This window comes from Caulobacter sp. FG121 (assembly GCF_057809815.1).
Genome location: NZ_JBMDKR010000003.1, coordinates 217,932 through 244,137, shown reverse-complemented (window position 1 = coordinate 244,137; position 26,206 = coordinate 217,932). Strand labels below are relative to the sequence as shown.

The window sequence follows — 26,206 nt, the reverse complement described above, 5'->3', positions numbered from 1 at the left end:
ATGTCCGATGACGCCACCCCCCGCCTCGGTCTGCCCTATGTGGCGGCCGGCCAGGCGCAGAAGCATGTAACCGTCAACGAGGCCTTCGCCCGGCTGGACGGTCTGGTCCAGTCGGCGGTGGTGAGCCGCACGGTTTCAGCGCAGCCGGCCGATCCCGCCGACGGAGCGCTCTACCTGCTGCCCGACGGTGCGACGGGCGAGGCGTGGAGCGCTGAAAGCGCCGGCGCGCTGATGCGCTTCGAGGCCGGAAGCTGGCGGCGACTGGAACCTACGGACGGGCACCTGGTCTGGGTCGCCGATGAATCGGTCGCCCTGGTCATGGATGGCGGCTGGCAGACCCTGTCGAGCCGACTCGCCTTCGAGTCCTTGATCGCCGCCGTGTCGCCGGGCGGGGCCCGCATCCGTGTCGCCATCCAGGAAGAGGACGTCACTGTCGCCGGCGCCACGGTCGACACGGCCATGGTCATTCCGGCCCGGTCGATCGTCCTTGGAGTTGCCGCGCGAACCCTGGTCACAGTGACCGGCGCGACGGCCTACGACTGTGGCGTGTCGGGCGACGCAGGGAAGTTCGGCGGCTCGCTGGGCGTTTCGGCCGGGGCGACCAACATCGGCGTCATCGGTCCGACGGCGTTCTATTCGGATACGGCCGTCAGATTGACCGCCCTCGGCGGCGCGTTCACCGGCGGCGTCGTGCGCCTGGCGCTCTACCTGATCCAGTTCGACGCGCCGGGAGCCTGAAGCCATGACCCTGGACGTCATCACAACGGCAAGCGGTGGTCTGGCCGGCGGCGCCCTTGGCGCGGCCTTCGGAGCCCTCGGTTCGATCCTCAATCGGGGGATCGGCATCTTCGAGACGCGCGAGAAGCGCAAGGACCGGCAACTCGAGATGGCGCATGAGGTCGAGCGCTGGGGGCATGATCTGAGACTGGCTTCGGAGGCGCGCGCCGGCCGGATGGAGGAGGGCCGTCTCGCCCTGGTCCAGACGGACGCGGAAGGCTCGTGGCGCGGCCTTGAGGCCTCCATCGGGGCGGACCAGGCGGTCGGCCAGAGCTGGCCGTGGGTCGCCGCCGTGCGGGCCTTGACCCGCCCGGCCCTGACCCTGCTGTTGTGGGTCCTGTTCGCCTTGCTGTTCATGGCGGCGATGAGCGGAGCTCTCGCGGCTGAGGCCGCTGCGGGGGTCGTGCACACGGCTGTCGAGACGATCGCCTTCTCCGCCTCGACGGCTCTGGCATGGTGGTTTGGCGACCGCGCGCCACGACGGGAGGCCCCCCGATGACTTGGCGGGGCGAGCGCGCGGTCTAGGTTCTGCCAAGACCTGAACCGAGGACCCCGCCATGAGCTGGATCGCCGCCTATATCGCCGCCGCCGTGAGCTTCCTCGCGCTTGACGCCCTCTGGCTCGGCGTTGTGGCGCAGAAACTCTACCAGCGTGAATTCGGGCCGATGCTGCTGGAGAAGCCCAACATGACCGCGGCGGCCGCCTTCTACGTGCTCTATCTGGTCGGGGTGGTGGTCTTCGCCGTGAAGCCGGCCCTGGAAGCCGGCGGCTGGACGCGGGCGTTGCTCCAGGGCGCGCTGTTCGGGCTGGTCGCCTACGCCACCTACGACCTGACCAACCTCGCCACCTTGAAAGGCTTTCCCGTTCGGGTGGTCGCACCGGACCTGGTCTGGGGCATGGTGGTGACGAGCGTCGCCGCGCTGGCCGGCTACGCCGCCGCCTCTCGCATCAGCTGAACAGATCCGGCCGGCGGATTCGGAGGGTCTGGACCAGCACGCGGGTCTTGGCGTCGGCCGCAAGGTCACTCTCCATCAGCGACCACAGGTCATCGAGCGCCATCTCGACGACGGTGATGTTCTCGTTCTCGTCGTCCAGACCGCCCCCCGCGCCCGTGCGCTGGGCGTCATCGTAGGCGGCCAGGAAGAGGTCGATTCGCTCGGTCGAGATGCCGGGCGAGGTGAGGATCGCCCCCGCCGGCTCCAGGTCATCGACCTCAAGGCCGGCTTCCTCAACCAGTTCGCGACGTGCGCTCTGGAGTGCGGTTTCACCCTGGTCGACGATTCCCGCTGGCGCTTCGACCACATCGCCACCCCCGGCGAATCGCAGCGCGGCGCGCGGCATGGTCACCAGCAGGGCCATGCGGGTCTTCGGATTGTAGGGCAGCACGGCGGCGGCGCGACCGTGATCCTCGACATAACGGTCATAGGTCGACCCGTCCGGATTGGTCAGGTCCACGAGGTGCAGATCCAGCCACCCCGAATGGACGGTTCTCACCGGCATGTCTGCCGGAGGGAAGCCGCCATCTTTTCGGGGTCGTCTCATCGTCTCTCTCCCTCTGGTTCAGGGAATGGTGCCGCCGGGCAGGATTGAACTGCCGACCTCAGCCTTACCAAGGATGCGCTCTACCACTGAGCTACGGCGGCGAAAGACGAGGCGCGCCTGATAGCGAAACCCGGGCGGCATGGGAAGGGCTAATCCTGCTTGACCTGTCGCTATGCGCAATGCGCTGCTGACCAGATGACGAACACGCCGCAGAAGCCGCCCTCGCCGAACGCCGACCGGGAAGCGAAACTGGCCCAGGCCCTTCGCGCCAATCTCAGGCGGCGCAAGGCCGCACCGCGGGACACCGCCAAGCCGGAGGGCCCGGAATGATCAACCATCTGGCAAAAACGGCCCGCCTCGCGCCGAGACCCTACAAGACCATTCGGAGATTGCGCGCCGCCACCCCACCGCAGGGTGATCCGTTCGACGTCGTAGTCGAGGTTTCGGACGCCTTCCCGATCGAGGACACGCATGACTGGGCCTGCGCGCTGCGGATCGTCGGGCTGGATCCGGCGCATGTGGCTGAGCACGGACGGGCTTTTTTCGGCGTAGATCCGATGCAGGCGATCGAACACGCGCTGTTCTTCGCCCACGTCGAACTTGAGCTGGCCCTTGAAAAATATGGGCTGGAGTTTGCCGAAGGCGGTCCCTACACGCCCGCGACCCTGTTCCGGCGTCCGGGCGAGGCCGGGCATCAATCATAAGTGAGTCTTGCGCGGGGGCTTGCGCCCGCTAGAACCCGGTCCTCACATGTGACGCGCCGCCGGAGCGACAGGCTGCCGGCGTTTCGAGGGACCTGAATGGACCGCATCGCCATCATCGGCGGCTCGCGGCTGCACGGAAGTATTCCGATCAGCGGCGCCAAGAATTCCGCCATCAAGCTGATGGCCGCCAGTCTGCTCACGGACGAGCCGCTGCACCTGACCAACATGCCGCGCCTGGCGGACACGCGATTCCTGGGCACCCTGCTGACGCGGCTGGGCACGATGGTCGACGAGCGGGAAGGGCCCGCCGGGTCCGAGACGGTCCTGCACACGCCGGAGATTGTGTCGTCGTTCGCGCCGTACGATCTGGTTCGCCAGATGCGGGCCAGTTTCAATGTGCTGGGCCCCCTGATCGCGCGCACCGGCCAGGCCAAGGTCAGCCTGCCGGGCGGCTGCACGATCGGCGCCCGACCGGTGGATCTGCACCTCAAGGCGCTGGAGGCGCTCGGCGCGCAGATCGACCTGCACGAGGGCTATGTCTACGCCCAGGCCCCGAGGGGCCTGAAAGGCGCGGAAATCGAGTTCCCGTTCGTTTCCGTCGGTGCGACCGAGCACGCCATGCTGACCGCGGTGCTGGCAAAGGGCGTGACCGTGTTGAAGAACGCCGCCTGCGAGCCTGAGCTGGGCGATCTCGCGGACTGCCTCAACAAGATGGGCGCCAAGGTCGAGGGCGCCGGCACGCCGGTTATCCACATCACGGGCGTCAGCCGCCTGTCGGGCGCGAAGCACGCGGTGATCACCGACCGCATTGAAGCGGGCACCTATGCGGTGGCGGCGGCCATGGCCGGCGGCGAGGTGCGTCTGACCAACACACGCGCCGACCTGATCGAGGCGCTGTTGCTGAAAATCGAGGAAGCCGGTGCGGATGTCGAACGTCTGAACGACGGCGTCATCATCCGCCGCAATGGCGCGCGGCTGAAGGCGGTCGACGTGGATACAGGCGTCTTTCCGGGCTTCGCGACGGACCTGCAGGCGCAGTTCATGGCCCTGATGACCCTGGCAGACGGCGAGAGTGTCATTCGCGAGCACATCTTCGAGAACCGGTTCATGCATGCTCCGGAACTCGCGCGCCTGGGCGCCGACATTACTGTGTCCGGCGGCGAAGCGCGCGTGCGGGGCGTTGACCGTCTCGAGGGCGCCCAGGTCATGGCGACCGACCTGCGGGCGTCGGTCAGTCTGGTGATCGCCGGGTTGGCCGCCGAGGGCGAGACCATGGTCGGCCGGGTCTACCATCTGGATCGCGGATTCGAGCGGCTGGAAGAGAAGCTGGGCGCCTGCGGGGCCAACGTCCGGCGAATCAAGGGTCAGGCTCCTGCCGAGGTCGAGGACTGACCGTGACCGATGTCGCGCCGCTGCGCCTGCTGGCCCAGGACGCCGAAGACCTGTCGGTGATCTCGGCCGCCCTGCAGGACGCCGTGGCGAAGATCGGCGACATTGCCTTCGAGCCGAAAGCGCGGCGGCTGACCGTGGCGTTGAACCGCTACCGCTGGGAGCGCGACGAACGGACCCACGAACGAGTGCGGTCCGGACTGCAGCTGGCCGGGGTCCTGGGCGTCCAGAGTCGCAAGCTCCGGCGGGATGCGAAGAACGCGGTGGTGGAGCTGCTGTCGCTGAGCTTCGAGCCGGGCGAGGCGCCGGGCGGGGCGGTGGTGTTCACCTTCGCCGGTGGCGGCGACTTGCGGGTCGAGGTTGAATGTATCGAAGCCGTGCTGGCCGACATCTCGACGCCCTGGCCGACGCCCCGGACCCCGACCCACGGGGACTGAGCCGTTCAAACGGGGCAATGAAGGCTTGAGTTTGCGGTGAAAACGGCCATGTAGCCGCCATGCGCCGTTTCCGCTCCACAGACCCGGATTTCACCGCCGCCTTCAGGGATTTCCTGAACGAACGGCGAGGCTCGCCCGCCGATGTCGACGCGGCGGCCGCCGAGGTGCTGGCCGCCGTCAAGGCCGACGGCCTCAAGGCTGTGCTTGACTACACCCGCAAGTTCGACCGGGTCGAGCTGACCGAGGACACTGTCCGGGTCACCGCCGAAGAGATCGAGGCCGGGGTCGCCGCCTGCGAACCGGCCGTGCGCGAGGCCATCGCCTTCGCCGCCGCCCGCATCCGCGACTACCACACCCGCCAGAAGCCCGCTGACCAGCGCTGGACCGATGACGCCGGGGTCGAGCTGGGCTGGCGCTGGACGCCGCTGGAGGCTGTCGGCGTCTATGTGCCGGGCGGCCGGGCGGCCTATCCCTCGACCGTGCTGATGAACTGCGTCCCGGCCGCCGTCGCCGGCGTGGACCGCATCGCCATGGTCACCCCGCCGGGCAAGCTGCAGCCGGCCGTGCTGGCCGCCGCGAAGGAGGCTGGCGTCACCGAGATCTGGCGCATCGGCGGGGCCCAGGCGGTGGCCGCCCTGGCCTGGGGCGCCGGGCCGATCCAGCCGGTCGACAAGATCGTCGGCCCCGGCAATGCCTACGTGACGGCGGCCAAGCGGCGGCTGTACGGGGTGGTCGGCATCGACGCCCTGGCCGGACCGTCCGAGATCGTCGTGGTCGCCGACGCAGACAACAGTCCCGACTGGATCGCCGCCGACCTGCTGTCGCAGGCCGAGCACGACCCGGCCGCGCAGTCGATCCTGATCACCGACGACGAGGCGTTCGCCGCCGCGGTCGAGGCCGCCGTCGAGCGCGGCCTGAAGACCCTCGCCACCGGCGAGGATGCCGCTGCCTCCTGGCGCGACCATGGCGCGGTGATCATCGCGCCACTCAACGAAAGCCCGGCCCTGGTCGACCTGATCGCGCCGGAGCACGTCGAGTTCTGCGTCGCGGCTCCAGAGGCGCTCGCCGACCGGGTTCGGCACGCCGGGGCCATCTTCCTCGGCCGTTACACGCCCGAGGCCATCGGCGACTATGTGGCCGGATCGAACCACGTGCTGCCGACGAGCCGCGCGGCGCGGTTCCAGTCCGGTCTTTCGGTCTATGATTTCCTCAAACGAACCTCGATCGTGAAATGCGACGCCGCCGCTTTCGGCCGTCTGGGGCCGCACACCGTGGCGCTGGCCGAGGCCGAAGGCCTGCCCGCGCACGCTCTTTCGGCGGCGCTCAGACTGCAAAAATAGCCCTGCGTCCTTCGAGACGCGGCTTTCGGCCGCTCCTCAGGATGACGAACAGGGTGAGCATGCACTAAAGCTCGTCCTGGTGAGGATCGATCCCTCAGGATCGCGTCTCGAACCACGCACTGGGATTCATGACCGACGACCGCGCCCTGCATCGCCTCCAGGCAATCAATCTCGACGAGGATTCCCTCGGCGCGGTGTCGCGTGACCAGGAGCAGGAGCGGCAGATCGCCATCTTCGATCTGCTGGAGGACAACTATTTCCAGCCGGAAGGCGCGGCGGGCGGTCCCTATGACCTGACGATCGCGCTGGCCGAGAACCGGCTGGCGATGCACATCACCGGACCGGCCTTCGATCAGATCCACCTGCTGTCGCTATCGCCGTTCCGGGGCGTGATCCGCGACTATTTCATGATCTGCGCCAGCTACTACCAGGCCATTCGCAACTCCACCCCGGCCCAGATCGAGGCGCTGGATATGGGGCGGCGGGGATTGCACAACGAGGGCTCGACGCTGCTGCAGGCCCGGCTGGAGGGCAAGGTCAAGACGGACCTGGACACGGCGCGCCGGCTGTTCACCCTCATCTGCGCCCTGCACTGGCGGGGCTGACGGCAGGTGGAGGGGCTCCCCGGGGCGGTGCTGTTCACCTGCAACTTCAACCGGGTGCGCTCGCCGATGGCCGAAGCGTTGATGAAGATGGTCTACGGCGACCGGGTGTTTGTCGACAGCGTCGGCCTGCGCCGCGAGGCCGGCGAGACGGAGGTCGACCCCTTCGCGGCCGCGGTGATCGACGAGATGGGGGGCGACCTGACCGGGTTCCGGCCCAAGATCTTCGACGATCTCGAGGACGAGTCGTTCGACATGGTCATCTCCCTGACGCCGGAGGCGCAGCACAGGGCCGTCGAGCTGGCCCGGGGCAAGGCGGTGGACATTGAATACTGGCCAACGCTCGATCCCACGCTGGCGGAGGGAACGCGGGAGCAGCGGCTGGACGCCTACCGGCAGGTGCGCGACGAACTCGCGCGCCGCATCCGTGAACGGTTCGGCAAGGCGTCGACTTTCGGGGGCTAGCCGCGCTATACTGAGGACTTGGAGCCTCGGCTCGCGTCCCGAATCGTGTTCGGCGCGGGCCGTTTGCTTATTTGGACGTATTCGAGAGGCCTATGGCTAAAGAAGAACTTCTTGAGTTTCCCGGCACCGTCAGCGAGCTGCTGCCGAACGCCACATTCCGCGTGAAACTGGAAAACGATCACGAAATCATCGCCCACACCGCGGGCAAGATGCGCAAGAACCGCATCCGCGTGCTGGCCGGCGACAAGGTGCTGGTCGAAATGACGCCCTACGACCTGACCAAGGGGCGCATCACCTACCGCTTCAAGTGAGCATGTCGAAAGGCCCTCTGGTTCTGGCCAGCGCCAGCCCCAGACGGCTCGAGTTGCTCAGACAGGTCGGCATCACGCCTGACCTCGTTGACCCCGCAGACATCGATGAAACGCCGGGACGTGACGAGACGCCGCGACGTCTCGCCCTGCGCCTCGCGCAGGAAAAGACGGCAGTCATCGCCGCACGACGGCCGGGGGCCTTTGTTCTGGGCGCGGACACGCTGGTCGCGGTCGGTCGACGCATTCTCAACAAGCCTGAAACCGAGTCCGAGGCCCGCGCCATGCTCGCCCTGCTGTCGGGCCGCGCGCACATGGTGCTGACCGGCGTGGTCGTCCGGGCTCCGGATGGCCGGTCAGCGGAGCGTGTCGTTGAGACCCGGGTCCGGTTCAAGCGTATCGAATCCAGGGAGGCGGAGGCCTTCATCGCGGCCGGAGACTGGCGCGACGCCGCCGGCGGCTACAAGATTCACCAGCGGGCAGGGGCCTTCGTGACCGGTATCCAGGGTTCCTACTCTTCCGTCGTGGGGCTCCCGCTCTACGAGACCGTCAACCTGCTCACTGGCCTGGGCTGGCAAGCGTGAGCGGCCGCCAGTTCTTCCTTGATCGCGGCGTCGGCGAGATGCGCGGCGTGGTCACGCTCGAAGGCCGGCCTGAGCGGCTGCTGATCCAGCGAGACGGGGACGTGCCTGCCCTTGAGCTGTTCGCGCGCAATGTCGCGCGGGTCCGGTCGGTCGCAAAGGCCATCGGCGTGGCCTTTCTCGACCTGCCGGGCGGTGTTGAAGCGCTCTACTCCCTTAGGGCCGATGAAGTGCCTCCCGTGCGCGGCGCCTCGATCGAGGTTGAGATCCGCACCGAGGCCCGCCAGGACAAGCTGGCCACGGTGAGGCTGATCGGCCCGGCCGAGGGCGAGCCTCGCCTGCTGCAGGCCGCACCGGACGTCGAGGCCGAGATTCGGGACCTCGCCAAGGGCGGAAAGGTCGTCGAGGGCTTCGGCGCCCGGGAGGCGGCCGACGCCGCGGAGGCCGAGGCGCTCGAGACGATTCACCCGCTGCCCGGAGGCGGGTCCATGGCCATCGAGCCGACCAGGGCGCTTGTCTCGATCGACGTGGATCTCGGGGGGCGTCCCGGTAGCGACACCAAGCGCGCGGCGCGGCTCGCCAACCTGACGGCTATCGGCGCGGCGGCGCGGCTGCTCCGCCTTAAGGGGCTGGGCGGTCTGGTCATCTTCGACTTCGTCGGCCGGGGACATGACGGCAAGGCTCTGCTGGGGGCGGCACGCGCGGCGTTCGGTCCCGACAATCCCGGCGTGGCCATCGACCAGATCAGCCGTTTTGGCACACTCACCCTGACCGTGCCCCGGCGGCGGCGTCCGGTTCTGGATCTTCTGACGGACGCGAAGGGCGACCTGACGCCCCTGACGGCCGCGCTGCGCCTGGCGCGGCGACTGGAGCGGGAAGGGCGCGCGGACCCCGGCGGCCGTCTGGCGGCCGTTTGCGCGCCGTCGGTGCTGGCGGCGTTCACGCCGCTGCGCGCAGGCGTCACTGACAAGCTTGGAGCCCGTTTCATTGTCGAAGCCCGGGAAGGCTGGCCGGTCGACCGCCTAGAGGTCTCCGGCGCATGACCGAACCCGCCCGCAAATGCGCCCGGTGCGACAAGCCTATGGATCAGACCTACCGGCCGTTTTGTTCGAAGCGCTGCGCCGATATCGACCTGCAGAAGTGGCTCACCGGGAGCTACGCCATTCCCGGTACCGAGACGGATGACGAATCCGATGGGCCTGAAGGCCAGGGACACTAGTTTGCGGTTGTCCCGAAACCGCGCTGGACTTGCCGCGGGGGCTCTTTTATAGACGCGGCTCCCGCGACGCGGGGCGCCTTTTTCGGGCCTTTGCCTGGGTAGCTCAGTTGGTAGAGCAGCGGATTGAAAATCCGCGTGTCGGTGGTTCGAATCCGCCCCCAGGCACCATCCCCGCCCGCGCATTCGCCCCTCGCGAGAAGTTCTCAAAAAGACCCGCGTTCGGCCACTGATGTTGCGCCGCAACATGCATTTTCCCCAGCGGGGGGAAAAACTCCTGATCCTTCCCGATAATCAGATTGTGCAGTGCAAAAAAAGTGATCTCCCCCTTGATTTTGGGGAATGAAATCACCCTGCAAACACTCTTGACGATGCGAATGGGGGTTGCCAAAGGGCCCCTGTGCCAAGTCTAACTTGGCCGATCGACCTGACGGACTTCGGTTTGTCGGGCCGTCTTGCGCCTTCGAAACGCCATGTCTGAGAACGAATGTTCCTGGCAAGCGTTGCGGGTCGGTGCAGCGACAGCGATTTTCCGGCATTGGAGTTGCAAGGCTCCAAGATCGGCGATGTTTTCATAGTAGGGTGGAGACGCTTCGCGCGACGACCCTCGGTCCAAACTAGCTAGACCAACCAGGAACTGGCGAAAGATGCTCGACAACAAACGAATGACCCCCCTCATCGCTATCCTCGGCGCCGCGGCGCTGTTGATGAGCGCCCCGGCCTTTGCGCAGACTCCGGCGGCTCCGGCCGCTGATGCTGCCGCGGCCGCCGCCCCGGCTGGCGACGCCGCGGCTCCCGCCGCTGACGCCGCCGCTCCGGCGCCGGAAGCTCCGGCCGCCGCGCCGGCTCCCAAGAAGGAATCGCACATCACGCCCGTCACGATGTTCATGGACGCCAAGGCGGTCGTGAAGGTGGTGATGCTCGGCCTGCTGCTGGCTTCGGTCTTCTCGTGGACCCTGCTGGTGACCAAGCTGCTCGAATTCGGTTCGCTGAACCGCAAGTCGGACCGCTTCGTCGAAGCCTTCCGCGGCGCCAAGTCCATCGCTGACATGGGCCGTATCGCCCTGTCGGACGAATTCGAAGGCAACCCGCTGGCCGACATGGCCGCCGCGGCGGCTTCCGAAGTGGAGCTGTCCCGTCAGGCCGGCCTCGCGATCAACGGCGCTCACCGCGACACCACGATCATGCGTGCGCAGACCGCCGTCTCCGCTGTTCAGTCCTCGCTGGCCAAGCGCCTGTCGAGCGGCATGCAGTTCCTCGCTTCGGTGGGTTCGTCCGGTCCGTTCATCGGTCTGTTCGGCACCGTGTACGGGATCATGAACTCGTTCATCGGCATCGCCGAATCGAACACGACCAACCTGGCCGTCGTGGCCCCCGGCATCGCCGAGGCCCTGCTCGCCACTGGTATCGGTCTGTTCGCCGCTATCCCCGCGGTTATCTTCTACAACTACTTCCAGACGCGGGTTTCCGCGTACGGAACGCGGTCGGATGGTTTCAACGCTGAGCTGATGAACAACATCTCGCGGCAGCTCGACAAAGGGGCTTAAGCACAGATGGCCGCCAAACTCTCGGGCTCCGGCGGCGGTGGCAGGTACCAGGTAGAGCAGAACAGCGAAATCAATGTGACGCCCTTCGTGGACGTCATGCTGGTCCTCCTGATCATCTTCATGGTTGCGGCGCCGCTGGCATCGGTCTCGATCGAGGTGAAGCTACCCACCGCGGTAGCCAAGCCTCGACCGAACCCGCCAACGCCGATTTACATCTCGATCCAGAAAAGTGGGGACGTCTTTATCGGCGACAACCCGACTGACCTGGCTTCGATCGGTGCGGATCTCAAGACGCAGATCCGCGTGCGTGACCCCTCGAAGGAGCGGATCTTCATCCGCGGCGACAAGGAGGTCCGGTACGGCGACTTTATGCAGCTGATGAACGCTCTGCAGGACAATGGTTTCTACAGCGTGGCCCTCATCGGTGAGGACAACAGTCAGCCCGGCAGTGGTGGGTGACGCATGGCAGAGCATGAAAACGACGCTCCGCACCGCGTCCACAACCCCTTCGACGCTCCGGCGCCGAAGAATGGTGGCGGGTTCCTGGTCGGCCTCGCGCTCGCGGTCGCGCTTAACGCCGGTCTGATTTTCTGGGTCGCCCACTCGCGGTTCCAGATCAAGGAGAAGCTGTTCGAGGACGAGAAGATCAACACCGAGTTGATCAAGCCGCCCCCGCCGCCGCCGCCTCCGCCTCCGCCGCCGCCGCCGACGGACAAGCCGCCGCCGCCGCCGCCCGTTCAGGCGCGTCCGCCGGCTCCGATCGCCGACGCGCCGCCTCCGATGGTGACGCTGCCGGTGCCGCCGACGCCCAAGCGGGTCGAAACCCAGGCTCCGCCTGTGTTCGCGCCGCCGGCGCCGCCGGAACCCCCGCGTCCGTCGGTCATCAGCAACCCCGACTGGTCACGGAAGCCGACGTCGGACGACCTGAACCGCTTCTATCCGGATCGCGCTCAGCGTCTGGAAAAGTCGGGCCGGGCGACGATCCTGTGTCGGGTGAAGGCGAACGGTACGCTTGAAGGCTGTGAGGTGGTTTCGGAAGATCCGCCGGACATGGGCTTCGGCGAAGCGACCCTGAAGGCCTCGCGTCTGTTCAAGATGAGGCCCCAGACCCGCGATGGCGCACCTGTTGACGGCGCTACGGTCCGAATCCCGCTGGTGTGGCAACTGCCGCAGTAGCTACGGGCCAAACCCAGATGCGAACGCCCCGGAGGGAAACCTCCGGGGCGTTTTGCTGTGCGCGGCGAGTGGCCAAGGCGCCTGTCAGTGTCGGGGTCCGGGATACGCTCGCCGGTGACCGATCACAGGGCTAGCCGACGAGCCCCTTCTCCTTCAGCCAGGCTTCCAGCCGGGCGTTGACGGCCTCCGGCGCCTCCTGCTGAACCCAGTGCGACACGCCGGGGAGGCGCTGCAGGGTGAAGTCCTTCACATATGGGCCGTAGCCCTCCGTCAGTTCGATGCCGAGCGCGGTGTCCTCTTCACCCCAGATCATCAGGGTCGGGATGTCGATCACCGGGGCGGTGTCCGGGGCCCACTTCTTCATGCCGTTGCGCGCGCCCGCCCGGTACCAGTTGACCATGGCGGTCGCGGCGGCGGGCTTGAGCGCGTTCTGGCGGTAGTGATCGAGGTCGGCCTCGCTGAAGCGACTCTTGTCGACCGCCATCTCGCTGAACGCCCGGCCGATGGCGCGCGCGCCGTTTGCGGTCAGGGCCAACTCGGGAAGCCACGGGATCTGGAAGAAGAACACGTACCAGGACTTCTTGCGCTGCGCCGCGTTTGTGCGGATGTCCGCCTGGAAGACCGCCGGATGCGGCACGTTCATGATGACCAGACCTTCGAGGTCCCGGATCCGGTCCATCGCGAAGCACCAGGCGACGATCGCCCCCCAGTCGTGGGCGATCAGCAGGCGCCGCTTGGCGCCAAGCGCGTCGAACACCGCCCCGGCGTCGGCCATCAGGTTTTCGAGGTCGTAGGCCTTCACGCCCTTCGGCCGGCTGGAATCGCCGTAGCCGCGCTGGTCAAAGGCGACGGCGCGCCAGCCCAGTTTCGCCAGGAGCGGCAGCTGGTGCCGCCAGGAATGCTTGCTCTCCGGGAAGCCGTGCAGGAACAGGGCGACATCGTCGCCTTCACCGGCTTCATCAATGACGAACGACAGGCCGTTGGCCTCTATGGTGCGGGTTGTGATCGTGCTCATGGACACAGGGTGGCGTCGCCGCCGATTTGGCGCAAGCACCGCTCTTGATCGCACGGCGCGGTGCGACTAAACCCCTCCCTTCGCGAAAGCGCGCCGCCTTAGCTCAGTTGGTTAGAGCGCCGGTTTGTGGAACCGGAGGTCCTCAGTTCAAGCCTGAGAGGCGGTACCATCGCGAAGGTCCCACCCTTCTGAACAACGGCCCGCATCCTTCCCTGCGTGGGGGAACAGGCGCCGGCGGATAGACGAAGGGGTTCCATGACCCTTCACCTCATGCGACTTTCCCCCGCAACCGGGGCCGGAAGAGTCCCGGCCGATCGGGAAGGGGAGATCATCCATGGGGCAGGGCTGGAATCGCGCTTTCGGCGCGCTGTTGGTCACCGGTGTGCTGGCGCTGGCGGGATGTGGCGGCGGCGGCTCGGCGGCCAAGCCGAACACCACCTATCAGGACACCCTCATCCAGCAGCTGATCGACGCCAAGCCTGGCGACGTGATCACCATTCCCGCCGGCGTCTACGCCATCGATAGGGGCCTGAGCCTCGACGCGAACGGCGTGACCATTCGCGGCGCGGGCATGGACAAGACCATCCTCAGCTTCAAGGGTCAGGCGGCCGGCGCCGAGGGGCTGCTGGTCAACGCCAGTAACTTCACCATCGAGGATCTGGCCATCGAGGACGCCAAGGGCGACGGCCTGAAGGTCAACGAGGGCGAGAACATCATCATCCGCCGGGTCCGGGCGGAATGGACCGGCGGCCCGAAGACCAGCAATGGCGCCTACGGCCTGTATCCCGTCCAGGTGCGCAATCTGCTGATCGAGGACAGCGTCGCCATCGGCGCGTCGGACGCGGGCATTTATGTCGGCCAGTCCAACAATGTCGTCGTGCGCCGCAACCGCGCGGAGTTCAACGTCGCCGGCATCGAGATCGAGAACACCCAGAACGCCGACGTCTATGACAACCTGGCGACCAACAACACCGGCGGCATCCTGGTGTTCAACATGCCCAACCTGAAGGTCTCGGGCTTCGCTACGCGCATCTTCCGCAACCGTGTCGAAGGCAACAATACCGGCAACTTCGGTCGCAAGGGCTCGGCTGTGGCCTCGGTTCCCGCCGGCTCGGGCGTGGTGATCAACTCCAACGACCAGGTGGAGATCTTCGACAACGACATCGGCGGCAACACGACCGCCAATGTGATCATCTCGAGCTACTTCTCCACGGGCTATATGAACGCCAAGGGCGTGGCGCCGAACTTCGATCCCTGGCCGGAGGCGATCTTCATCCACGACAACCGCTTCACGCCCGGCGGCAACAAGCCGGACGGTCTGGACCTCCAGGCGCTGCGGGTGGCCATGTTCGGCGTGACCGGGAGCCTGCCTGATGTGCTGTGGGACGGCTATGTCGATGTGAAGAAGTTCAAGGGTGGCAAGGTGGACCCGGCGCTGGCCGTCTGCATCGACAACGGCGCGGCCCAGACGCTGAATGCGGACGCGCCGCACAAGTACAAATCGCCCGCTCTCGCGGGGGACACGGTCCGGTGCCGACTGACGCCGCTGCCGGCGATCAATGTCGCCGCCGCCGGCCCCGTCCCGGCCGAGCGCGAGGTTCCGGCTCCCGGCAAGCCGTGAAACGCCTCGCCCTCCTTCTGATCGCGCTCGCCCTTTCGGCCTGTGCGCCCGGTCCGCTGACGCCGCGCTTCATCGGCGACGGCATGCCCGAAAAGCTGTCCGACTGGGGCGTCATCGGCGTCCGGCAGGGGCGTCTGGTGCTGGCCGACGGGGTGCAGCCCTATGAACTGAATACGCCGCTGTTCAGTGACTACGCCGGCAAGTTGCGCACGGTCTGGATGCCGAAGGGCCAGCCGGCGACTTGGAAGGCAGACACGGCCTTCGACTTTCCGGTCGGCACGGTCGTGACCAAGACATTCTACTATCCCAAGGGGCCGGACGGGACGCTGTTGCCCGGCGACGACCTGCGGCTCAGCGAAACGGGCGCTGCTCTGGATCTGTCAAAGGTGCGGCTGGTCGAGACCCGGGTGCTGGTGCGCCGGGCGGGCGGCTGGGCGGCTTTCCCCTATGTCTGGAACGACGCCCAGACCAGCGCGACGCTGAAGCGGATCGGGGCGGCCATTCCGATGACCCTGACCCGGCCTGGCCGCAGCGACCGGTTCATCTACGAGGTTCCCAACGTCAACCAGTGCGCCGGATGCCACGCGACCGATCATGCCGCGAAGGCGCTGCTGCCTATCGGTCTCAAGTCCCGGCATCTGGACCGCGAGGTGACGCTGGCGCGGGCCCGGTTCAATCAGCTCGACCGCCTGGTGCTGGTCGGCTACCTGCGCGGCCTGCCGCCGGCCGCGGCGCGTGTCCGTGCGCCGGACTGGCGCGACGAGACCGTTCCGCTCGAACCCCGCGCCCGGGCCTGGCTCGATATCAATTGCGGGCACTGCCACAGCCCGAAGGGGCCAGCGGACACCTCCGGCCTTTATCTCGATTCCGCCTCGCCGGCCGGCGCCTCACTGGGCCTGTGCAAGCCGCCCGTCGCGGCGGGGCAGGGGACCGGCGGCTTCAACCACGACATCGACCCCGGAAAGCCGGATACATCAATCCTCATCTACCGCACGGGTTCAACCGACCCCGGCGCGATGATGCCCGAGCTTGGCCGCGCGCTGGCGCATGATGAGGGCCTTGCCCTGCTGCGCCGCTGGATCGCCGGCATGCCGCCCGGCTGCCCCTGACCGGCATGGACAGCCACCGCACCTGGCTGTCGATCCAGCACCTGCGGGGCTTCGCAGCGCTGTCGGTCGCGCTGTTCCATGCCTGTCAGTGGTCGCAGATCAATTTCGCCACCGGCCAGGCGGGCGTCGACGTGTTCTTTGTCATCAGCGGATTCGTCATGTGGACCACGACCTGCGGCGCGCCGATCCGTCCTCTGGACTTCCTGCGGCGACGACTGGTTCGGGTCGCGCCGCTGTACTGGGTGATCACGCTCGCGCTGGCGGCGGGCGTGTTGCTGTTTCCCGCGCGGTTTCCGGATCTGGCGCTGACGCCCGGCCACGTCCTGCTGTCGATGGCCTTTGTCCAGCACATGAACCCGGCCGGGCAGCCGTTTCCGCTGCTGGCGCCCGGCTGGACGCTGAACTACGAGGCCGTTTTCTACCTGGCCTTCGGCGCCTTGCTCTGGCTGCCGACGGCGCGGCGGATGTTCGCCCTGACCGCAGCCCTGATGGTGCTGGCCCTGGCGGGCTTCGCCTGGCCGCCCGCCTATCAGATGCTGCTCAATCCGCTGTTTCTAGAGTTTCTCGCCGGGGTCTGGCTTGGCCGCATGGCGCAGCTTCAACTCCTCCCGGACCGGTCATTCGGATGGCTGCTCCTGGGCGCCGGGATGACCCTGTTCGCGGTGATCCAGATGATCAACATGGACTGGGACCTGTGGCGTCCGATGGTCTGGGGCGCGCCGGCGGCGCTGCTCGTGGCCGGCGCGGTGAGTATCGAGGCCGATGGCGGCTGGAAGGCGATCCCCGGGATGAAGATACTCGGCGACGCCTCCTATTCGATCTACCTCGTTCACACCCTGACGGTCGGGGCCCTGGCCATGACCATCGGCGCCTGGAATCCCCCGGTGTTCATTCCGCTGGCGATGATCGTGGCGGTGGGGTCGGGCCTGGCCTGCTGGGCATTCCTCGAACGCCCGATGCTCGTTCTGCTGCGTCGGCGGCTTGCCTGACGCTGGGGAGCGTCCGCATACTCCCCGCAACATCGCGCGACAGACGCGGTTTGACTCGGGAGCTCGGGAAATGAAGCGGATCAGCGCACTGGCGGTGACTCTGGCGGCCGTGGCCATGCTGGCCGGCTGCGGAAAGTCCACGGCGGACATCGACGGCAAGCGGATCGCCGCTGCCGACAGCCATCCGGGCGAGTGGGTCACCCATGGCCGGACCTACGGCGAACAGCGCTTCAGTCCGCTCGACAAGGTCAATCTGAACACGGTCGGACAGCTCGGTCTGGCCTGGAGCTTCGACCTTCCGGAGACCCGGGGCGTCGAGGCGACGCCGCTGGTGGCCGACGGGGTAATGTACACCACCTCGTCCTGGTCGATCGTCCGCGCCTTCGACGCGAAGACCGGCAAGCTGATCTGGGAGTATGACCCGCAGGTGCCGCGCAAGACGGGCGTGAAAGCCTGCTGCGACAGCGTGAACCGCGGCGTCGCCCTCTGGCAGGGCCGGGTCTATGTCGGCGCGCTCGACGGCCGTCTGATCTCGCTCGATGCGAAGACCGGCAAGGTCAAATGGTCGGTCGTCACCGTCGATCAGAACAAGCCCTACACGATCACCGGCGCTCCCCGCGTCATCAAGGGCAAGGTGCTGATCGGCAACGGCGGCGCCGAGCTCGGCGTGCGCGGCTACCTGTCGGCCTATGACGCCAACAACGGCAAGCTTCTGTGGCGTTTCTTCACGGTGCCTGGCGAGCAGGCGACGGATGGCGCGGCCTCCGATGACGCGATGAAGATCGCCCGGCCGACCTGGAAGGGCGAGTTCTGGAAGGTCGGCGGCGGCGGCACGGTCTGGGACTCGATGGCCTACGATCCGGACCTGGATCTGCTGTACATCGGCGTCGGCAACGGCTCGCCCTGGAACCGCGACATCCGCTCGCCCGGCGGCGGCGACAACCTGTTCCTGTCGTCGATCGTGGCGCTCAAACCCGACACAGGCAAATACGTCTGGCACTACCAGACGACCCCGGGCGAAAGCTGGGACTACACGGCCACCCAGCACATCATCCTGGCCGACCTGACCATCGCCGGAAAGCCGGTGAAGGCGCTGATGCAGGCGCCGAAGAACGGCTTCTTCTATGTGATCGACCGGACCAACGGGAAGCTGATCTCGGCCAACAACTATGTGCCGCAGACCTGGGCGACCGGTGTGGACCCGGCCACGGGCCGTCCGGTCGAGACGCCCAACGCCCGCTATGGCAAGGGTCCGTCGGTAGCCATGCCGGGGCCGCTGGGCGGCCATAACTGGATGCCGATGGCCTTCAGCCCGAAGACCGGGCTGGTCTACATTCCCGCCCAAGAGATCCCGTTCCCCTACATGCAGCCCGGCGGCGCGAACGCCAATTTCCGCTACGAGCCGGGCGCCTGGAACATCGGCGTCGACAGTCTGATCGCCGCGATGCCGGACGACGAAGCCGGCATAAAGGCCATCCGCGCCAGCCTCAAGGGCCGGCTGATCGCCTGGGATCCGATTGCCCAGACTGAAAAATGGAGCGTGCCGCACGGCGGTCCGTGGAACGGGGGCGTCCTGGCGACAGCGGGCGGCCTTGTCTTCCAGGGGGCGGCGACCGGTGAACTGGCCGCCTATGACGCGGCTACCGGCAAGAAGGTCTGGTCGTTCGACGCCCAGACCGGGATCGTCGCGCCGCCGATGACCTACGAAATCGACGGCGAGCAGTATGTCGCGGTCATGGCCGGCTGGGGCGGCGGCTTCGCCCTGACGATCGGCGCGGGCGCTGATCCACGCTCTGAGGGCGTGCGCCGGGTGCTGGTGTTCAAGATCGGCGGAAAGGGGGCCCTCCCGCCGCGGCCCGTCTCGAGCAAGGCCTTCTCGGACCTGCCGCCAGTGACGGGCACGCCGGCCCAGATCGCGGCCGGCAAGCTGACCTTCGCCACCTACTGCGGCGTCTGTCACGGCTCGAGCGCGGTGTCGGACTTCTCGATCCCGGACCTGCGCTACTCGCCGGTGATCACCGACGCGGCCGCGTTCAAGGGCGTGGTGATCGACGGGGACCGCGTCGAGAACGGCATGGTCTCCTTCAAGCGCTACTTTGATCCGGCCAAGGCGGAGGAGGTGCGGCAGTACCTGCTCTCACTGGCCACCGCCCAGAAGGCCGCCGCAACGGCGGGGAAATAGCGTCACGCATGATCGCCGCCGAGCCGCCGCCTACGGTCGACACAGTCGTCGTTGAGGCGGCCCGACTTCCTCCGGCTCCGACCGACGCCGCCTTCTCGGTGGTGACGGTCGGGGCGGAGGCGATCGCCACGGCCCCGCGGGTCGATGGGGCGCTGACGCTTGTTCCTGGCGTCCAGCTGTTCCGTCGGACCTCCAGCGCGGCGGCAAATCCGACGACACAGGGGATCACGGTTCGGGCCATCGCCGGTTCCGGCGCGGGCCGTGCGCTCGTCACGCTCGACGGTGTGCCCCAGGGCGACCCGTTCGGCGGCTGGGTGCTTTGGTCCGGCCTGCCGCCTGCCGACATCGAGGGGGCGTTGGTTGTGCGTGGCGCCGGGGCGGGCCCCTATGGCGCCGGCGCCTTGACCGGAACGATCCAACTGGCTGAGCGCACCCGCGTTTCCGCCCATGGCGACTACGAGGTCTGGGGCGGCGAAAACGGTGAAGCCGGCGCATCGGCCGCCCTGGCCGCCGGCGATGTCCTGGTTGTGGGGGCGAGCCAACGCACCGACGGCTGGATCCCTGTCCGCAAGGGCGCCGGAGCCGCCGACCAACCGCTGGTCTATGAGGCATCCAGCCTGGCCCTGCGGTACGCGCCTGAACTTTCAGGCGCCGATCTGGCCCTGCGGATGGCGGGCTACCGGGAAGAGCGCCAGAGCGGCCTCGCCGGCGCGGCGTCGCGGTCGACGGGCGTTTCGGCATCGGCGACCCTGACCGGCGCTTCGGTCGGCATCGGCACTGACTGGCGACTGCAGGCCTGGGTCAGGCGCTCCGATCTCGAGAACAGTTCAGTTGCCGTTGGTGCGGGACGGGCGTTCACCACGCCGGCCAACGACCAGTTCGGCACGCCGGCGCTTGGAGCCGGCCTGAATGCGGCCCTGCGCCATTCGACGCCGGACGGCGGCTGGGAAGCGGGCGCGGACGTGCGCTACGCGGACGGGGAGACGCGGGAGCACTTCCGGTTCCTCGGCGGGGCCTTTACCCGCGGCCGTGTCGCCGGCGGGGCGCAATATGTGGCCGGGGTGTACGCCGAGCGGTGGCGGCAGTCTGGCGACTGGCTTCTTACGGGCGGGGTGCGCCTCGACCGCTGGGCCAGTTTTGACGGAAGGCGCGACGAGCGCGATCTGGCGACCGGCTTGCCGACCCTGGCGCTTCAGCCCGCCGATCAGGACGGCTGGCAGCCGACCGCCCGGGCGGCCGCACGTCGTGATCTGGACGGCGGCTACGTGCGGACGGCGGCCTATGCCGGATTCCGACCACCGACGCTCAATGAACTCCACCGTCCGTTCCGGGTTGGAAATGACGTCACCGAGGCCAATGCGGGCCTGGAGCCGGAGAAACTCTACGGCCTCGAGTTCGGCTTCGGCGGGGATGGCGTGGTCCGCTGGAACGCGACCCTGTTCGCCAACCGCCTGGAAGGTGCGGTGACCAACGTGACGATCGGCTTTGGCCCTGGCTCGTTCCCGGTGGCGGGCTTCATCCCTGCCGGCGGCGTGCTGCGCCAGCGACAGAACGCGGGCGATATCGACGCCTGGGGCCTGGAAGCTGATGTGGCGGGTGATCTCACGTCGACGCTGGCCTGGACGCTGTCCGGCGCCTGGACCCGCGCCGAGGTCGATGGCGGAACGGCCGCGCCGCAACTGACCGGCCGGCGTCCGGCCCAGACGCCCCGCCTGTCGGCCAGTGGCGCGGCCGTCTGGCGCCCGTCCACGGCGGTCACGGCGCGCCTGACCGTGCGTTATGAAGGCGAACGGTTCGAGGACGACCTGAACCAGCGGCGGCTGTCGCCCTCTACGTCGGTTGAGGTTCGCGCGGACTGGCGGGTGGCTTCCACGGTCGGACTTTATGCGGCGGTGGAAAACCTCTCCGACGCCCGCGTCGAGACCGGTCAGACCGCTGACGGGATCGAGAGCTTCGACATGCCGCGGACAATTCGGCTTGGCCTGATCTGGCGGCCTTGACCTTTTCGCGCGGGGGCGGTGATTGCGCCTGATGTCGAATGGTCCTGGCGAGAAGGTGACGGTAGCGGGCGCGGGCGCGCTCGGACTTTGCATCGCCCTCGAACTGGCGCGGCGGGACCACGAGGTGGTCGTCTGCGATCCAGCCTCGCCCGGCGACAATGCGTCCGGCGTCGCAGCCGGCATGCTGGCGCCGGTATTCGAAACAGTCACCGATCCACGCGCCGGAGATCACCTGACGCTGCTTCGCGCCGCGCGTGATCTGTGGCCGGACTTCGTGCCGGTGGTCCTCGACCGAACAGGCGCTGTCTGGCGCGGAGGCGAACCCGGCCGCATCGAGGCGCGGCTGGATGCGCTCGGCGCCCGCTGGCGGCGGACGTCGGATGGTCCCTTCACGGACGAGGACTGGCGGCTCGATCCTGGCGCCGCCATGACCCTCCTCTTTGCCCTCGCGGAACGGGCCGGGGTGCGCTTCGAGGCCCGGGCCGTTGGACCGGACGAGCCGGGGCTACTCGTGGTCGCCACGGGCGCTGGCGGGGCGGGCCTCACGCCGGAGTTGTCGTGGCTGACGCCGATCAAGGGACATATCCTGCGGGTCACAGGCGGGCCGACATCCGGACCGGTGCTGCGGGGCGACGGTGTCTATCTTTGCCCCGATCCCGTCGCGGCGATCCTGGGCGCCACCATGGAAGCGGGCGTCGACGACTCGCGCGTCGATCCGGAGCAGGTGGCCGGCCTCCTGCAGCGCGGGGAGGGACTCTGGCCCGGCATTTCAGACCTGCGCGCGCGCGCGGAGGTCGGCGTACGGGCGGGGACCCCCGACGGCCTGCCGCTGGTCGGATGGAGTCGGCGCGACAGGGTTCTGCTGGCTGTCGGCGCGCGCCGCAACGGCTGGCTGCTGGCCCCGCTTGTCGCCCGAACCGTCGCGGCCTATGTCGCGGGCGACGATCCGGGACCCTTCGCCGCGCGGCTTGATCCGCGTCGGTTCGACAACGCAAGCGAGGACGCATGAGCAGCTTCTGGCCGACCGAAGAGCAGGAAGCCATCCGCGAGGCGGTGGGCCGCATCTGCGCCGACTTCAATGACGAGTACTGGCGTCGCACGGACGAGACCGGTGAGTTTCCCGAAGCCTTCGCCACGGCCATGGCCGCCGGCGGCTGGCTGGGCATCGCCATGCCGGAGGAATACGGCGGCGCGGGACTCGGCCTGACCGAGGCGGCCCATGTCATGCAGACGGTTACCCAGTCCGGCGCGGGCTTCACCGGCGCGAGCGCCATTCACCTGAACATCTTCGGCCTGATGCCGGTGGTGAAGTTCGGCACCGACGACCAGAAGCAGCGCCATCTGCCGAAAATCATCGCCGGCGAGGACAAGGCCTGCTTCGCGGTCACTGAACCGAACAGCGGCCTCGACACCGCCAACCTGGAGACCCGCGCCGAGCGGAAGGGCAACGGCTACGTCATCAACGGTCGGAAGATCTGGACCACCATGGCGCAGCGCGCCAACAAGATCCTGATCATCGCCCGAACCACCCCGAAGGATCAGACCGCCAAGCCGATGCAGGGGCTGAGCCTGTTCTATACGGACTTCGACAGGGCCCGGATCGACGCCAAGCCGATTCCGAAGATGGGCCGCAAAGCCGTTGAATGTAATATGCTTTTCATCGAGGACCTTGAGGTCCCGGCGGAGGATCTGATCGGCGAGGAAGGCAAGGGCTTCCAGTACCTGATCAGCGGGCTGAACCCCGAGCGCGTGCTGTTCGGCGCTGAGGCCGTGGGGCTGGGCCGCGCGGCTCTGGCCAAGGCCGCGACCTATGCCAATGAGCGGATCGTGTTCGGTCGGCCGATCGGCCAGAACCAGGGCGTCCAGCACCCGCTTGCCAAGGCCTGGGCGGAACTGGAGGCGGCCAACCTGCTGGCCTTCAAGGGCGCCGCCCTCTACGACGCCGGCAGGGACTGCGGGGCCGAGGCCAACGCGGGCAAGTACCTCGGGGCCGAGGCCGGGTTCCGCGCCTGCGAGGCCTCCCTGCTGGCCCACGGCGGCATGGGCTACGCCAAGGAGTACGATGTCGAACGGTACTTCCGCGAGGCGATGATCGCGCGGATCGCCCCGGTCAGCCGCGAGATGATCCTCAACTTCATCGCCGAGAAGGTGCTGGGGCTCCCGAAGAGCTACTGAGGCAGAGGACAGGCGCCGAGGCGACTGTCCCCGCTCTCGTCAGGCCGGCAGGTCGAAGCGCACGGGGATCTTGACGATCGCGCCGTCGACGGCCTGGCCGTTCACGGTCTGGGGTTTCATCCGGAAGAACGGCGCCAGCTTGAGCGCCGCCTTGCCGAACTGGAAGTCCGACGGGTCTTCCACGACCACCTGACAGCCACCGACCGTGCCATTGGCGGCGACGATACAGGCCAGCGTCGCCTTGCCGGGCACGCCCATCCGCTGGGCCCGGTCTGGGAAGACGCGCGCCATCTGGTCGGCGCTGGGCTTGCGGATCCAGTCGGGGTGGACGACCAGCGGCGTCTCGGGGATCGTCACGCCCGTGCCGGCTATTGTGATCGGCCCGGTGTCCAGCACCGCGATCGGGCCGATGTCCGTGACGTTGCCGCTGGACGGATTGGCGGGCAGGGCATCGACGGTCGGAAGGCGGTCGACGACAGGCTGATGAATGTTGATCGTTGATTGCGGACGGGGACGATCCGGGACGGGCTTGTCCGGCGTCACGGGCGTGGACCTGGGCGTGATGTCGATCATCGGCGCGCTTCGATCGGGCTCCGGTCCATAGATCGGCTTGATGACGTCGAAGGCCGCAAGGGCCAGATAGGCCCCGATCGCGGCGTGGACTGCGACTGACAGGCCGATGGCGACCGTAGTGCCGGTGGACAGTCGCCGACGGCGCTCCGTCCCTTGATGACCGGCGAGTACCTGTTGAGCGATCATGGCGACCCTCCCTGGGCCTGGTTGTAGTTGACGTAACGTCACCCTGATGGCGTGAACCGGCAATGAATTTCGGGGAACACCCCGCAAAATCAACGAACGTTCGTTTGTTTGGGCCAGCCGCGTGGTCAGTCGTAATCATGGTTAACCGCCGATTAACCATGTGGGCTCAGGACTCCCTCCATGGCGGTCCAGGGAATCAGGGGAGTCGTTGAAGCGGCTATCCAGCGCGCGTCGCAGGCGACCGGCGTGGATTTCTCGTTCCTCATGCGCACGGCCAGCCGTGAAAGCGGCTACAATCCCTCTGCCAAGGCCCCGACGTCCTCAGCCGCCGGGCTGTTCCAGTTCACCGAACAGACCTGGCTGGCGACGCTCAAGGCGCATGGCTCCAAGTACGGCTACGCCCGCTATGCCGACCTCATCACCCGGGGTGGCGACGGGCGGTACCGGGTCAGCGGCGACGACGCCCGCAAGGCGGTGATGAACCTGCGTTTCGACCCGCATGCGGCGTCGCTGATGGTCGGCGAGATGACGACGGACAACGCCGCCTACCTGGCGGGCCGGATCGGGCGCCAGCCCTCGGCGGGCGAGCTCTACGCCGCCCACTTCCTTGGCCCGCAGGGATCGGCCCGTCTGATCAGCGCGACCCGCACAACGCCCGGCGCCCCGGCCGCCGCGCTGTTTCCGGATGCGGCCGCGGCCAATCGCTCGATCTTCTATCGCGATGGCCGCGCCCTGACGGTCGCGGACGTCTACAACAACCTGACGCGGACAGCCGGCGACGCGGGCGCCGGGCCGACGGTCCAGCCCGATCAGGGATTCCTGCAGTATGCTGGCGCTCGCCGCTCGGATCAGGCGTCGCGGCAGCAGGAAGCCCTGGTGGACTTCATTCTCCGAGGGTCGCAGGGCGTCGACGGCGCAGGAACAGGCGTCAGCAGCGGCGGGAGCGGCCGAAATCTTGGCTCCTCGCTGCTTACCGCCGAAATGCTGCGCGTCCTGTCGGATGCCAGCAAGGATCGCTAGAAGACCGCCTTGCTCTCGTGAAGAGCAGCGATTTCGCTCGCCGAGTATCCCAGTTCCGCCAGGACCGCGTCCGTATGCTGGCCCAGCGACGGCGGGCCGGATTTCGGCGTGTCGTCGTAGCCCGAAAAGCGGGCCGGCGAGGCGGGCGAGCGGAAGCTGCCGCCCTTGCCGTCCGGCGTTTCAACGAAGCAGCCGGCGGCGTCGGCCTGGGGGTCGCGCGTCAGTTCGCCGGGCGTCTGATAGGGGGCCCAGGTGATGTCGTATTCGTCCAGCCGGGCGGCCATGTCTTCGTAGCTGTAGCCGGCGAATGCTGCGTCGAGGATTTCGACCAGCGCCGGGCCGTTCTCGCGTCGGGCCCGGCTGGACGCGAACTGCGGGTTCTCGACCAGGTCGGGGCGGCCGACGGCGGCGGCGATCTGCGGCCAGTCCTTGCCGCCGGTGCGCACCAGCAGGCAGATCCAGCGCCCGTCGGCGGTCTTGAAGAAGTTGGCCAGCGGCTGGACCGCCTGGGCGCGGGGCCGCGTCGATGCGAGCTTCCCGAAGCGCAACTGGATCGCCATGTCCGAGCCGATGGAATAGACGCCGGTCCGCAACAGCGACGTCTCGACAAGCCGGCCCTTGCCGGTGCCGTGCCGCTCATGCACGGCCGCCAGGATGGCCGCCACCGTGCTCAGCGAGGTGATGTGGTCACCCATCGCCGTGCGGATGGGGAAGGGGTCGACGCCCTTGGGCGCTGTGATCGAGCCGACGCCGGCGCGGGACCAGAAGGCCGCCACATCCATGCCGGCCCGATCGGCGTCCTCGCCTTGCAGGCCGTAGCCGGTCAGGCTGCAGTAGATCAGCGAAGGATGCACCGCGTTCAGGGAGTCGTAGTCTAGCCCGGCCCGCTTCAGCGATCCCGGCCGCACATTGGTCAGGAAAATGTCAGCGGTGAGAGCCAGCTTGATCGCGGCGTCGCGACCTTCGGGTCTGGATATGTCCAGCACCACGCCACGCTTGCCGCGGTTGTCGAGCTCGAACACCGGATTGCCGTGCGCTTCCGCGTCCATGCCGTCGAAAAAGTTGCGCATCGGGTCACCGGCCGGCGCCTCGATCTTGATCACGTCCGCGCCCCAGTCGGCCAGGATCCCGCCGGCGCCCGGGGCGGCGATGTAGCTCGCCAGTTCGACGACTCTCAGGCCTTCCAGCAAACCCTTATCCCCCCAACCGTTCCTCTTGTGAGGTCATCATGGCGGGGCGAGGAAGGCCGGGG

The 26,206-nt window shown here is 67.8% G+C and carries 29 protein-coding genes and 3 tRNA genes; 27 read left to right on the top strand and 5 right to left on the bottom strand.

Going from position 1 to position 26,206, the window contains the following annotated elements:
• From ACODSL_RS10045 to ACODSL_RS10035, 3 genes are read left to right on the top strand one after another with little or no spacing between them, the layout of a single operon-like run.
• Window positions 1–738 carry a DUF2793 domain-containing protein gene (locus ACODSL_RS10045; RefSeq protein WP_488900538.1) on the top strand — a complete coding sequence of 246 codons (738 nt, stop codon included), beginning with the start codon at window positions 1–3 and terminating at the stop codon, window positions 736–738.
• 4 nt (window positions 739–742) lie between these two features.
• Window positions 743–1,276 carry a hypothetical protein gene (locus tag ACODSL_RS10040; protein WP_488900537.1) on the top strand — a complete coding sequence of 178 codons (534 nt, stop codon included), beginning with the start codon at window positions 743–745 and terminating at the stop codon, window positions 1,274–1,276.
• Window positions 1,277–1,334: 58 nt separating this feature from the next.
• On the top strand, window positions 1,335–1,733 hold the full coding sequence (locus ACODSL_RS10035) for a DUF2177 family protein (RefSeq protein ID WP_488900536.1): 399 nt from the start codon (window positions 1,335–1,337) through the stop codon (window positions 1,731–1,733).
• Here the strand turns inward: ACODSL_RS10035 and ACODSL_RS10030 are convergent.
• Both ACODSL_RS10030 and ACODSL_RS10025 read right to left on the bottom strand, forming a co-directional pair.
• Window positions 1,726–2,319: an NUDIX domain-containing protein gene (locus tag ACODSL_RS10030; protein WP_488900535.1), complete on the bottom strand. Its 594-nt coding sequence runs from the start codon at window positions 2,317–2,319 to the stop codon at window positions 1,726–1,728. The two genes, ACODSL_RS10035 and ACODSL_RS10030, sit on opposite strands and share 8 nt — an antisense overlap.
• 26 nt (window positions 2,320–2,345) lie before the next feature.
• A tRNA-Thr gene (locus ACODSL_RS10025) sits at window positions 2,346–2,420 on the bottom strand.
• A gap of 94 nt (window positions 2,421–2,514) precedes the next feature.
• On the opposite strand from ACODSL_RS10025, the gene ACODSL_RS10020 reads away from it, so the two are divergent.
• From ACODSL_RS10020 to ACODSL_RS09950, 15 genes are all read left to right on the top strand, one after another.
• On the top strand, window positions 2,515–2,649 hold the full coding sequence (locus tag ACODSL_RS10020; RefSeq protein ID WP_488900534.1) for a hypothetical protein: 135 nt from the start codon (window positions 2,515–2,517) through the stop codon (window positions 2,647–2,649).
• Window positions 2,646–3,023, top strand: coding sequence for a DUF6968 family protein (locus ACODSL_RS10015; RefSeq protein WP_488900533.1), 378 nt, complete (start codon window positions 2,646–2,648; stop codon window positions 3,021–3,023). The genes ACODSL_RS10020 and ACODSL_RS10015 overlap by 4 nt, the downstream gene beginning before the upstream one ends.
• A 96-nt stretch (window positions 3,024–3,119) precedes the next feature.
• Window positions 3,120–4,415, top strand: coding sequence for a UDP-N-acetylglucosamine 1-carboxyvinyltransferase (gene murA, locus ACODSL_RS10010; protein ID WP_488900532.1), 1,296 nt, complete (start codon window positions 3,120–3,122; stop codon window positions 4,413–4,415).
• 2 nt (window positions 4,416–4,417) lie between these two features.
• Window positions 4,418–4,849, top strand: a complete 432-nt coding sequence (locus ACODSL_RS10005) for a DUF2948 family protein (RefSeq protein WP_488900531.1) — start codon at window positions 4,418–4,420, stop codon at window positions 4,847–4,849.
• 59 nt (window positions 4,850–4,908) lie between these two features.
• Window positions 4,909–6,189 (top strand): histidinol dehydrogenase, encoded by a 1,281-nt coding sequence (gene hisD / locus ACODSL_RS10000; RefSeq protein ID WP_488900530.1) that lies wholly within the window; start codon window positions 4,909–4,911, stop codon window positions 6,187–6,189.
• 128 nt (window positions 6,190–6,317) lie between these two features.
• Window positions 6,318–6,794: a UPF0262 family protein gene (locus tag ACODSL_RS09995; RefSeq protein ID WP_488900529.1), complete on the top strand. Its 477-nt coding sequence runs from the start codon at window positions 6,318–6,320 to the stop codon at window positions 6,792–6,794.
• A gap of 6 nt (window positions 6,795–6,800) precedes the next feature.
• The gene (locus ACODSL_RS09990; protein WP_488900528.1) at window positions 6,801–7,256 is read left to right on the top strand and encodes an arsenate-mycothiol transferase ArsC; all 456 of its coding nucleotides are present in this window, start codon (window positions 6,801–6,803) and stop codon (window positions 7,254–7,256) included.
• Window positions 7,257–7,348: 92 nt separating this feature from the next.
• Window positions 7,349–7,567 carry a translation initiation factor IF-1 gene (gene infA / locus ACODSL_RS09985; RefSeq protein ID WP_004617696.1) on the top strand — a complete coding sequence of 73 codons (219 nt, stop codon included), beginning with the start codon at window positions 7,349–7,351 and terminating at the stop codon, window positions 7,565–7,567.
• A 2-nt stretch (window positions 7,568–7,569) separates the two neighbouring features.
• A complete protein-coding gene (locus ACODSL_RS09980; protein ID WP_488900527.1) occupies window positions 7,570–8,148 on the top strand; it encodes a Maf family protein in 579 nt (192 codons plus the stop codon).
• Window positions 8,145–9,188 (top strand): ribonuclease E/G, encoded by a 1,044-nt coding sequence (locus ACODSL_RS09975; RefSeq protein ID WP_488900526.1) that lies wholly within the window; start codon window positions 8,145–8,147, stop codon window positions 9,186–9,188. The genes ACODSL_RS09980 and ACODSL_RS09975 overlap by 4 nt, the downstream gene beginning before the upstream one ends.
• Window positions 9,185–9,364, top strand: a complete 180-nt coding sequence (locus tag ACODSL_RS09970) for a DNA gyrase inhibitor YacG (RefSeq protein ID WP_488900525.1) — start codon at window positions 9,185–9,187, stop codon at window positions 9,362–9,364. Before ACODSL_RS09975 ends, ACODSL_RS09970 begins: the two co-directional genes overlap by 4 nt.
• 92 nt (window positions 9,365–9,456) lie before the next feature.
• Window positions 9,457–9,532 (top strand) — tRNA-Phe (locus ACODSL_RS09965).
• Between the two features lie 476 nt (window positions 9,533–10,008).
• Window positions 10,009–10,908: a MotA/TolQ/ExbB proton channel family protein gene (locus tag ACODSL_RS09960; protein WP_488900524.1), complete on the top strand. Its 900-nt coding sequence runs from the start codon at window positions 10,009–10,011 to the stop codon at window positions 10,906–10,908.
• 6 nt (window positions 10,909–10,914) lie between these two features.
• Complete coding sequence (locus tag ACODSL_RS09955; protein ID WP_488900523.1) at window positions 10,915–11,367, top strand: ExbD/TolR family protein; 453 nt, start codon at window positions 10,915–10,917, stop codon at window positions 11,365–11,367.
• Window positions 11,368–11,370: 3 nt separating this feature from the next.
• Window positions 11,371–12,084 (top strand): energy transducer TonB, encoded by a 714-nt coding sequence (locus ACODSL_RS09950; RefSeq protein ID WP_488900522.1) that lies wholly within the window; start codon window positions 11,371–11,373, stop codon window positions 12,082–12,084.
• Between the two features lie 130 nt (window positions 12,085–12,214).
• On the opposite strand, the gene ACODSL_RS09945 is transcribed toward ACODSL_RS09950, so the two are convergent.
• Entirely contained in the window at window positions 12,215–13,099 is an 885-nt protein-coding gene (locus ACODSL_RS09945; RefSeq protein WP_488900521.1) for an alpha/beta fold hydrolase, read from the bottom strand.
• Between the two features lie 92 nt (window positions 13,100–13,191).
• Here ACODSL_RS09945 and ACODSL_RS09940 point away from each other — a divergent pair.
• The 8 genes from ACODSL_RS09940 (at window position 13,192) to ACODSL_RS09905 (ending at window position 23,175) form a co-directional block, all read left to right on the top strand.
• Window positions 13,192–13,268 (top strand) — tRNA-His (locus ACODSL_RS09940).
• A 165-nt stretch (window positions 13,269–13,433) separates the two neighbouring features.
• Window positions 13,434–14,720 (top strand): parallel beta-helix domain-containing protein, encoded by a 1,287-nt coding sequence (locus ACODSL_RS09935; RefSeq protein WP_488900520.1) that lies wholly within the window; start codon window positions 13,434–13,436, stop codon window positions 14,718–14,720.
• Window positions 14,717–15,829, top strand: coding sequence for an SO2930 family diheme c-type cytochrome (locus ACODSL_RS09930; protein ID WP_488900519.1), 1,113 nt, complete (start codon window positions 14,717–14,719; stop codon window positions 15,827–15,829). The genes ACODSL_RS09935 and ACODSL_RS09930 overlap by 4 nt, the downstream gene beginning before the upstream one ends.
• 5 nt (window positions 15,830–15,834) lie before the next feature.
• Window positions 15,835–16,818 (top strand): acyltransferase family protein, encoded by a 984-nt coding sequence (locus tag ACODSL_RS09925; protein ID WP_488900518.1) that lies wholly within the window; start codon window positions 15,835–15,837, stop codon window positions 16,816–16,818.
• 70 nt (window positions 16,819–16,888) lie between these two features.
• On the top strand, window positions 16,889–19,000 hold the full coding sequence (locus ACODSL_RS09920; protein WP_488900517.1) for a PQQ-dependent dehydrogenase, methanol/ethanol family: 2,112 nt from the start codon (window positions 16,889–16,891) through the stop codon (window positions 18,998–19,000).
• A gap of 8 nt (window positions 19,001–19,008) precedes the next feature.
• Window positions 19,009–21,000: a TonB-dependent receptor gene (locus ACODSL_RS09915; RefSeq protein ID WP_488900516.1), complete on the top strand. Its 1,992-nt coding sequence runs from the start codon at window positions 19,009–19,011 to the stop codon at window positions 20,998–21,000.
• A 31-nt stretch (window positions 21,001–21,031) separates the two neighbouring features.
• On the top strand, window positions 21,032–22,009 hold the full coding sequence (locus ACODSL_RS09910) for an NAD(P)/FAD-dependent oxidoreductase (protein ID WP_488900515.1): 978 nt from the start codon (window positions 21,032–21,034) through the stop codon (window positions 22,007–22,009).
• Window positions 22,006–23,175 (top strand): acyl-CoA dehydrogenase family protein, encoded by a 1,170-nt coding sequence (locus ACODSL_RS09905; RefSeq protein WP_488900514.1) that lies wholly within the window; start codon window positions 22,006–22,008, stop codon window positions 23,173–23,175. Before ACODSL_RS09910 ends, ACODSL_RS09905 begins: the two co-directional genes overlap by 4 nt.
• 39 nt (window positions 23,176–23,214) lie before the next feature.
• On the opposite strand, the gene ACODSL_RS09900 is transcribed toward ACODSL_RS09905, so the two are convergent.
• Window positions 23,215–23,934 (bottom strand): energy transducer TonB, encoded by a 720-nt coding sequence (locus tag ACODSL_RS09900; RefSeq protein ID WP_488900513.1) that lies wholly within the window; start codon window positions 23,932–23,934, stop codon window positions 23,215–23,217.
• A gap of 180 nt (window positions 23,935–24,114) precedes the next feature.
• On the opposite strand from ACODSL_RS09900, the gene ACODSL_RS09895 reads away from it, so the two are divergent.
• Window positions 24,115–24,954 (top strand): transglycosylase SLT domain-containing protein, encoded by an 840-nt coding sequence (locus ACODSL_RS09895; protein WP_488900512.1) that lies wholly within the window; start codon window positions 24,115–24,117, stop codon window positions 24,952–24,954.
• Here ACODSL_RS09895 and ACODSL_RS09890 read toward each other — a convergent pair.
• The gene (locus ACODSL_RS09890) at window positions 24,951–26,144 is read right to left on the bottom strand and encodes a CaiB/BaiF CoA transferase family protein (protein WP_488900511.1); all 1,194 of its coding nucleotides are present in this window, start codon (window positions 26,142–26,144) and stop codon (window positions 24,951–24,953) included. The genes ACODSL_RS09895 and ACODSL_RS09890 overlap by 4 nt on opposite strands.
• Window positions 26,145–26,206: the final 62 nt, after the last annotated feature.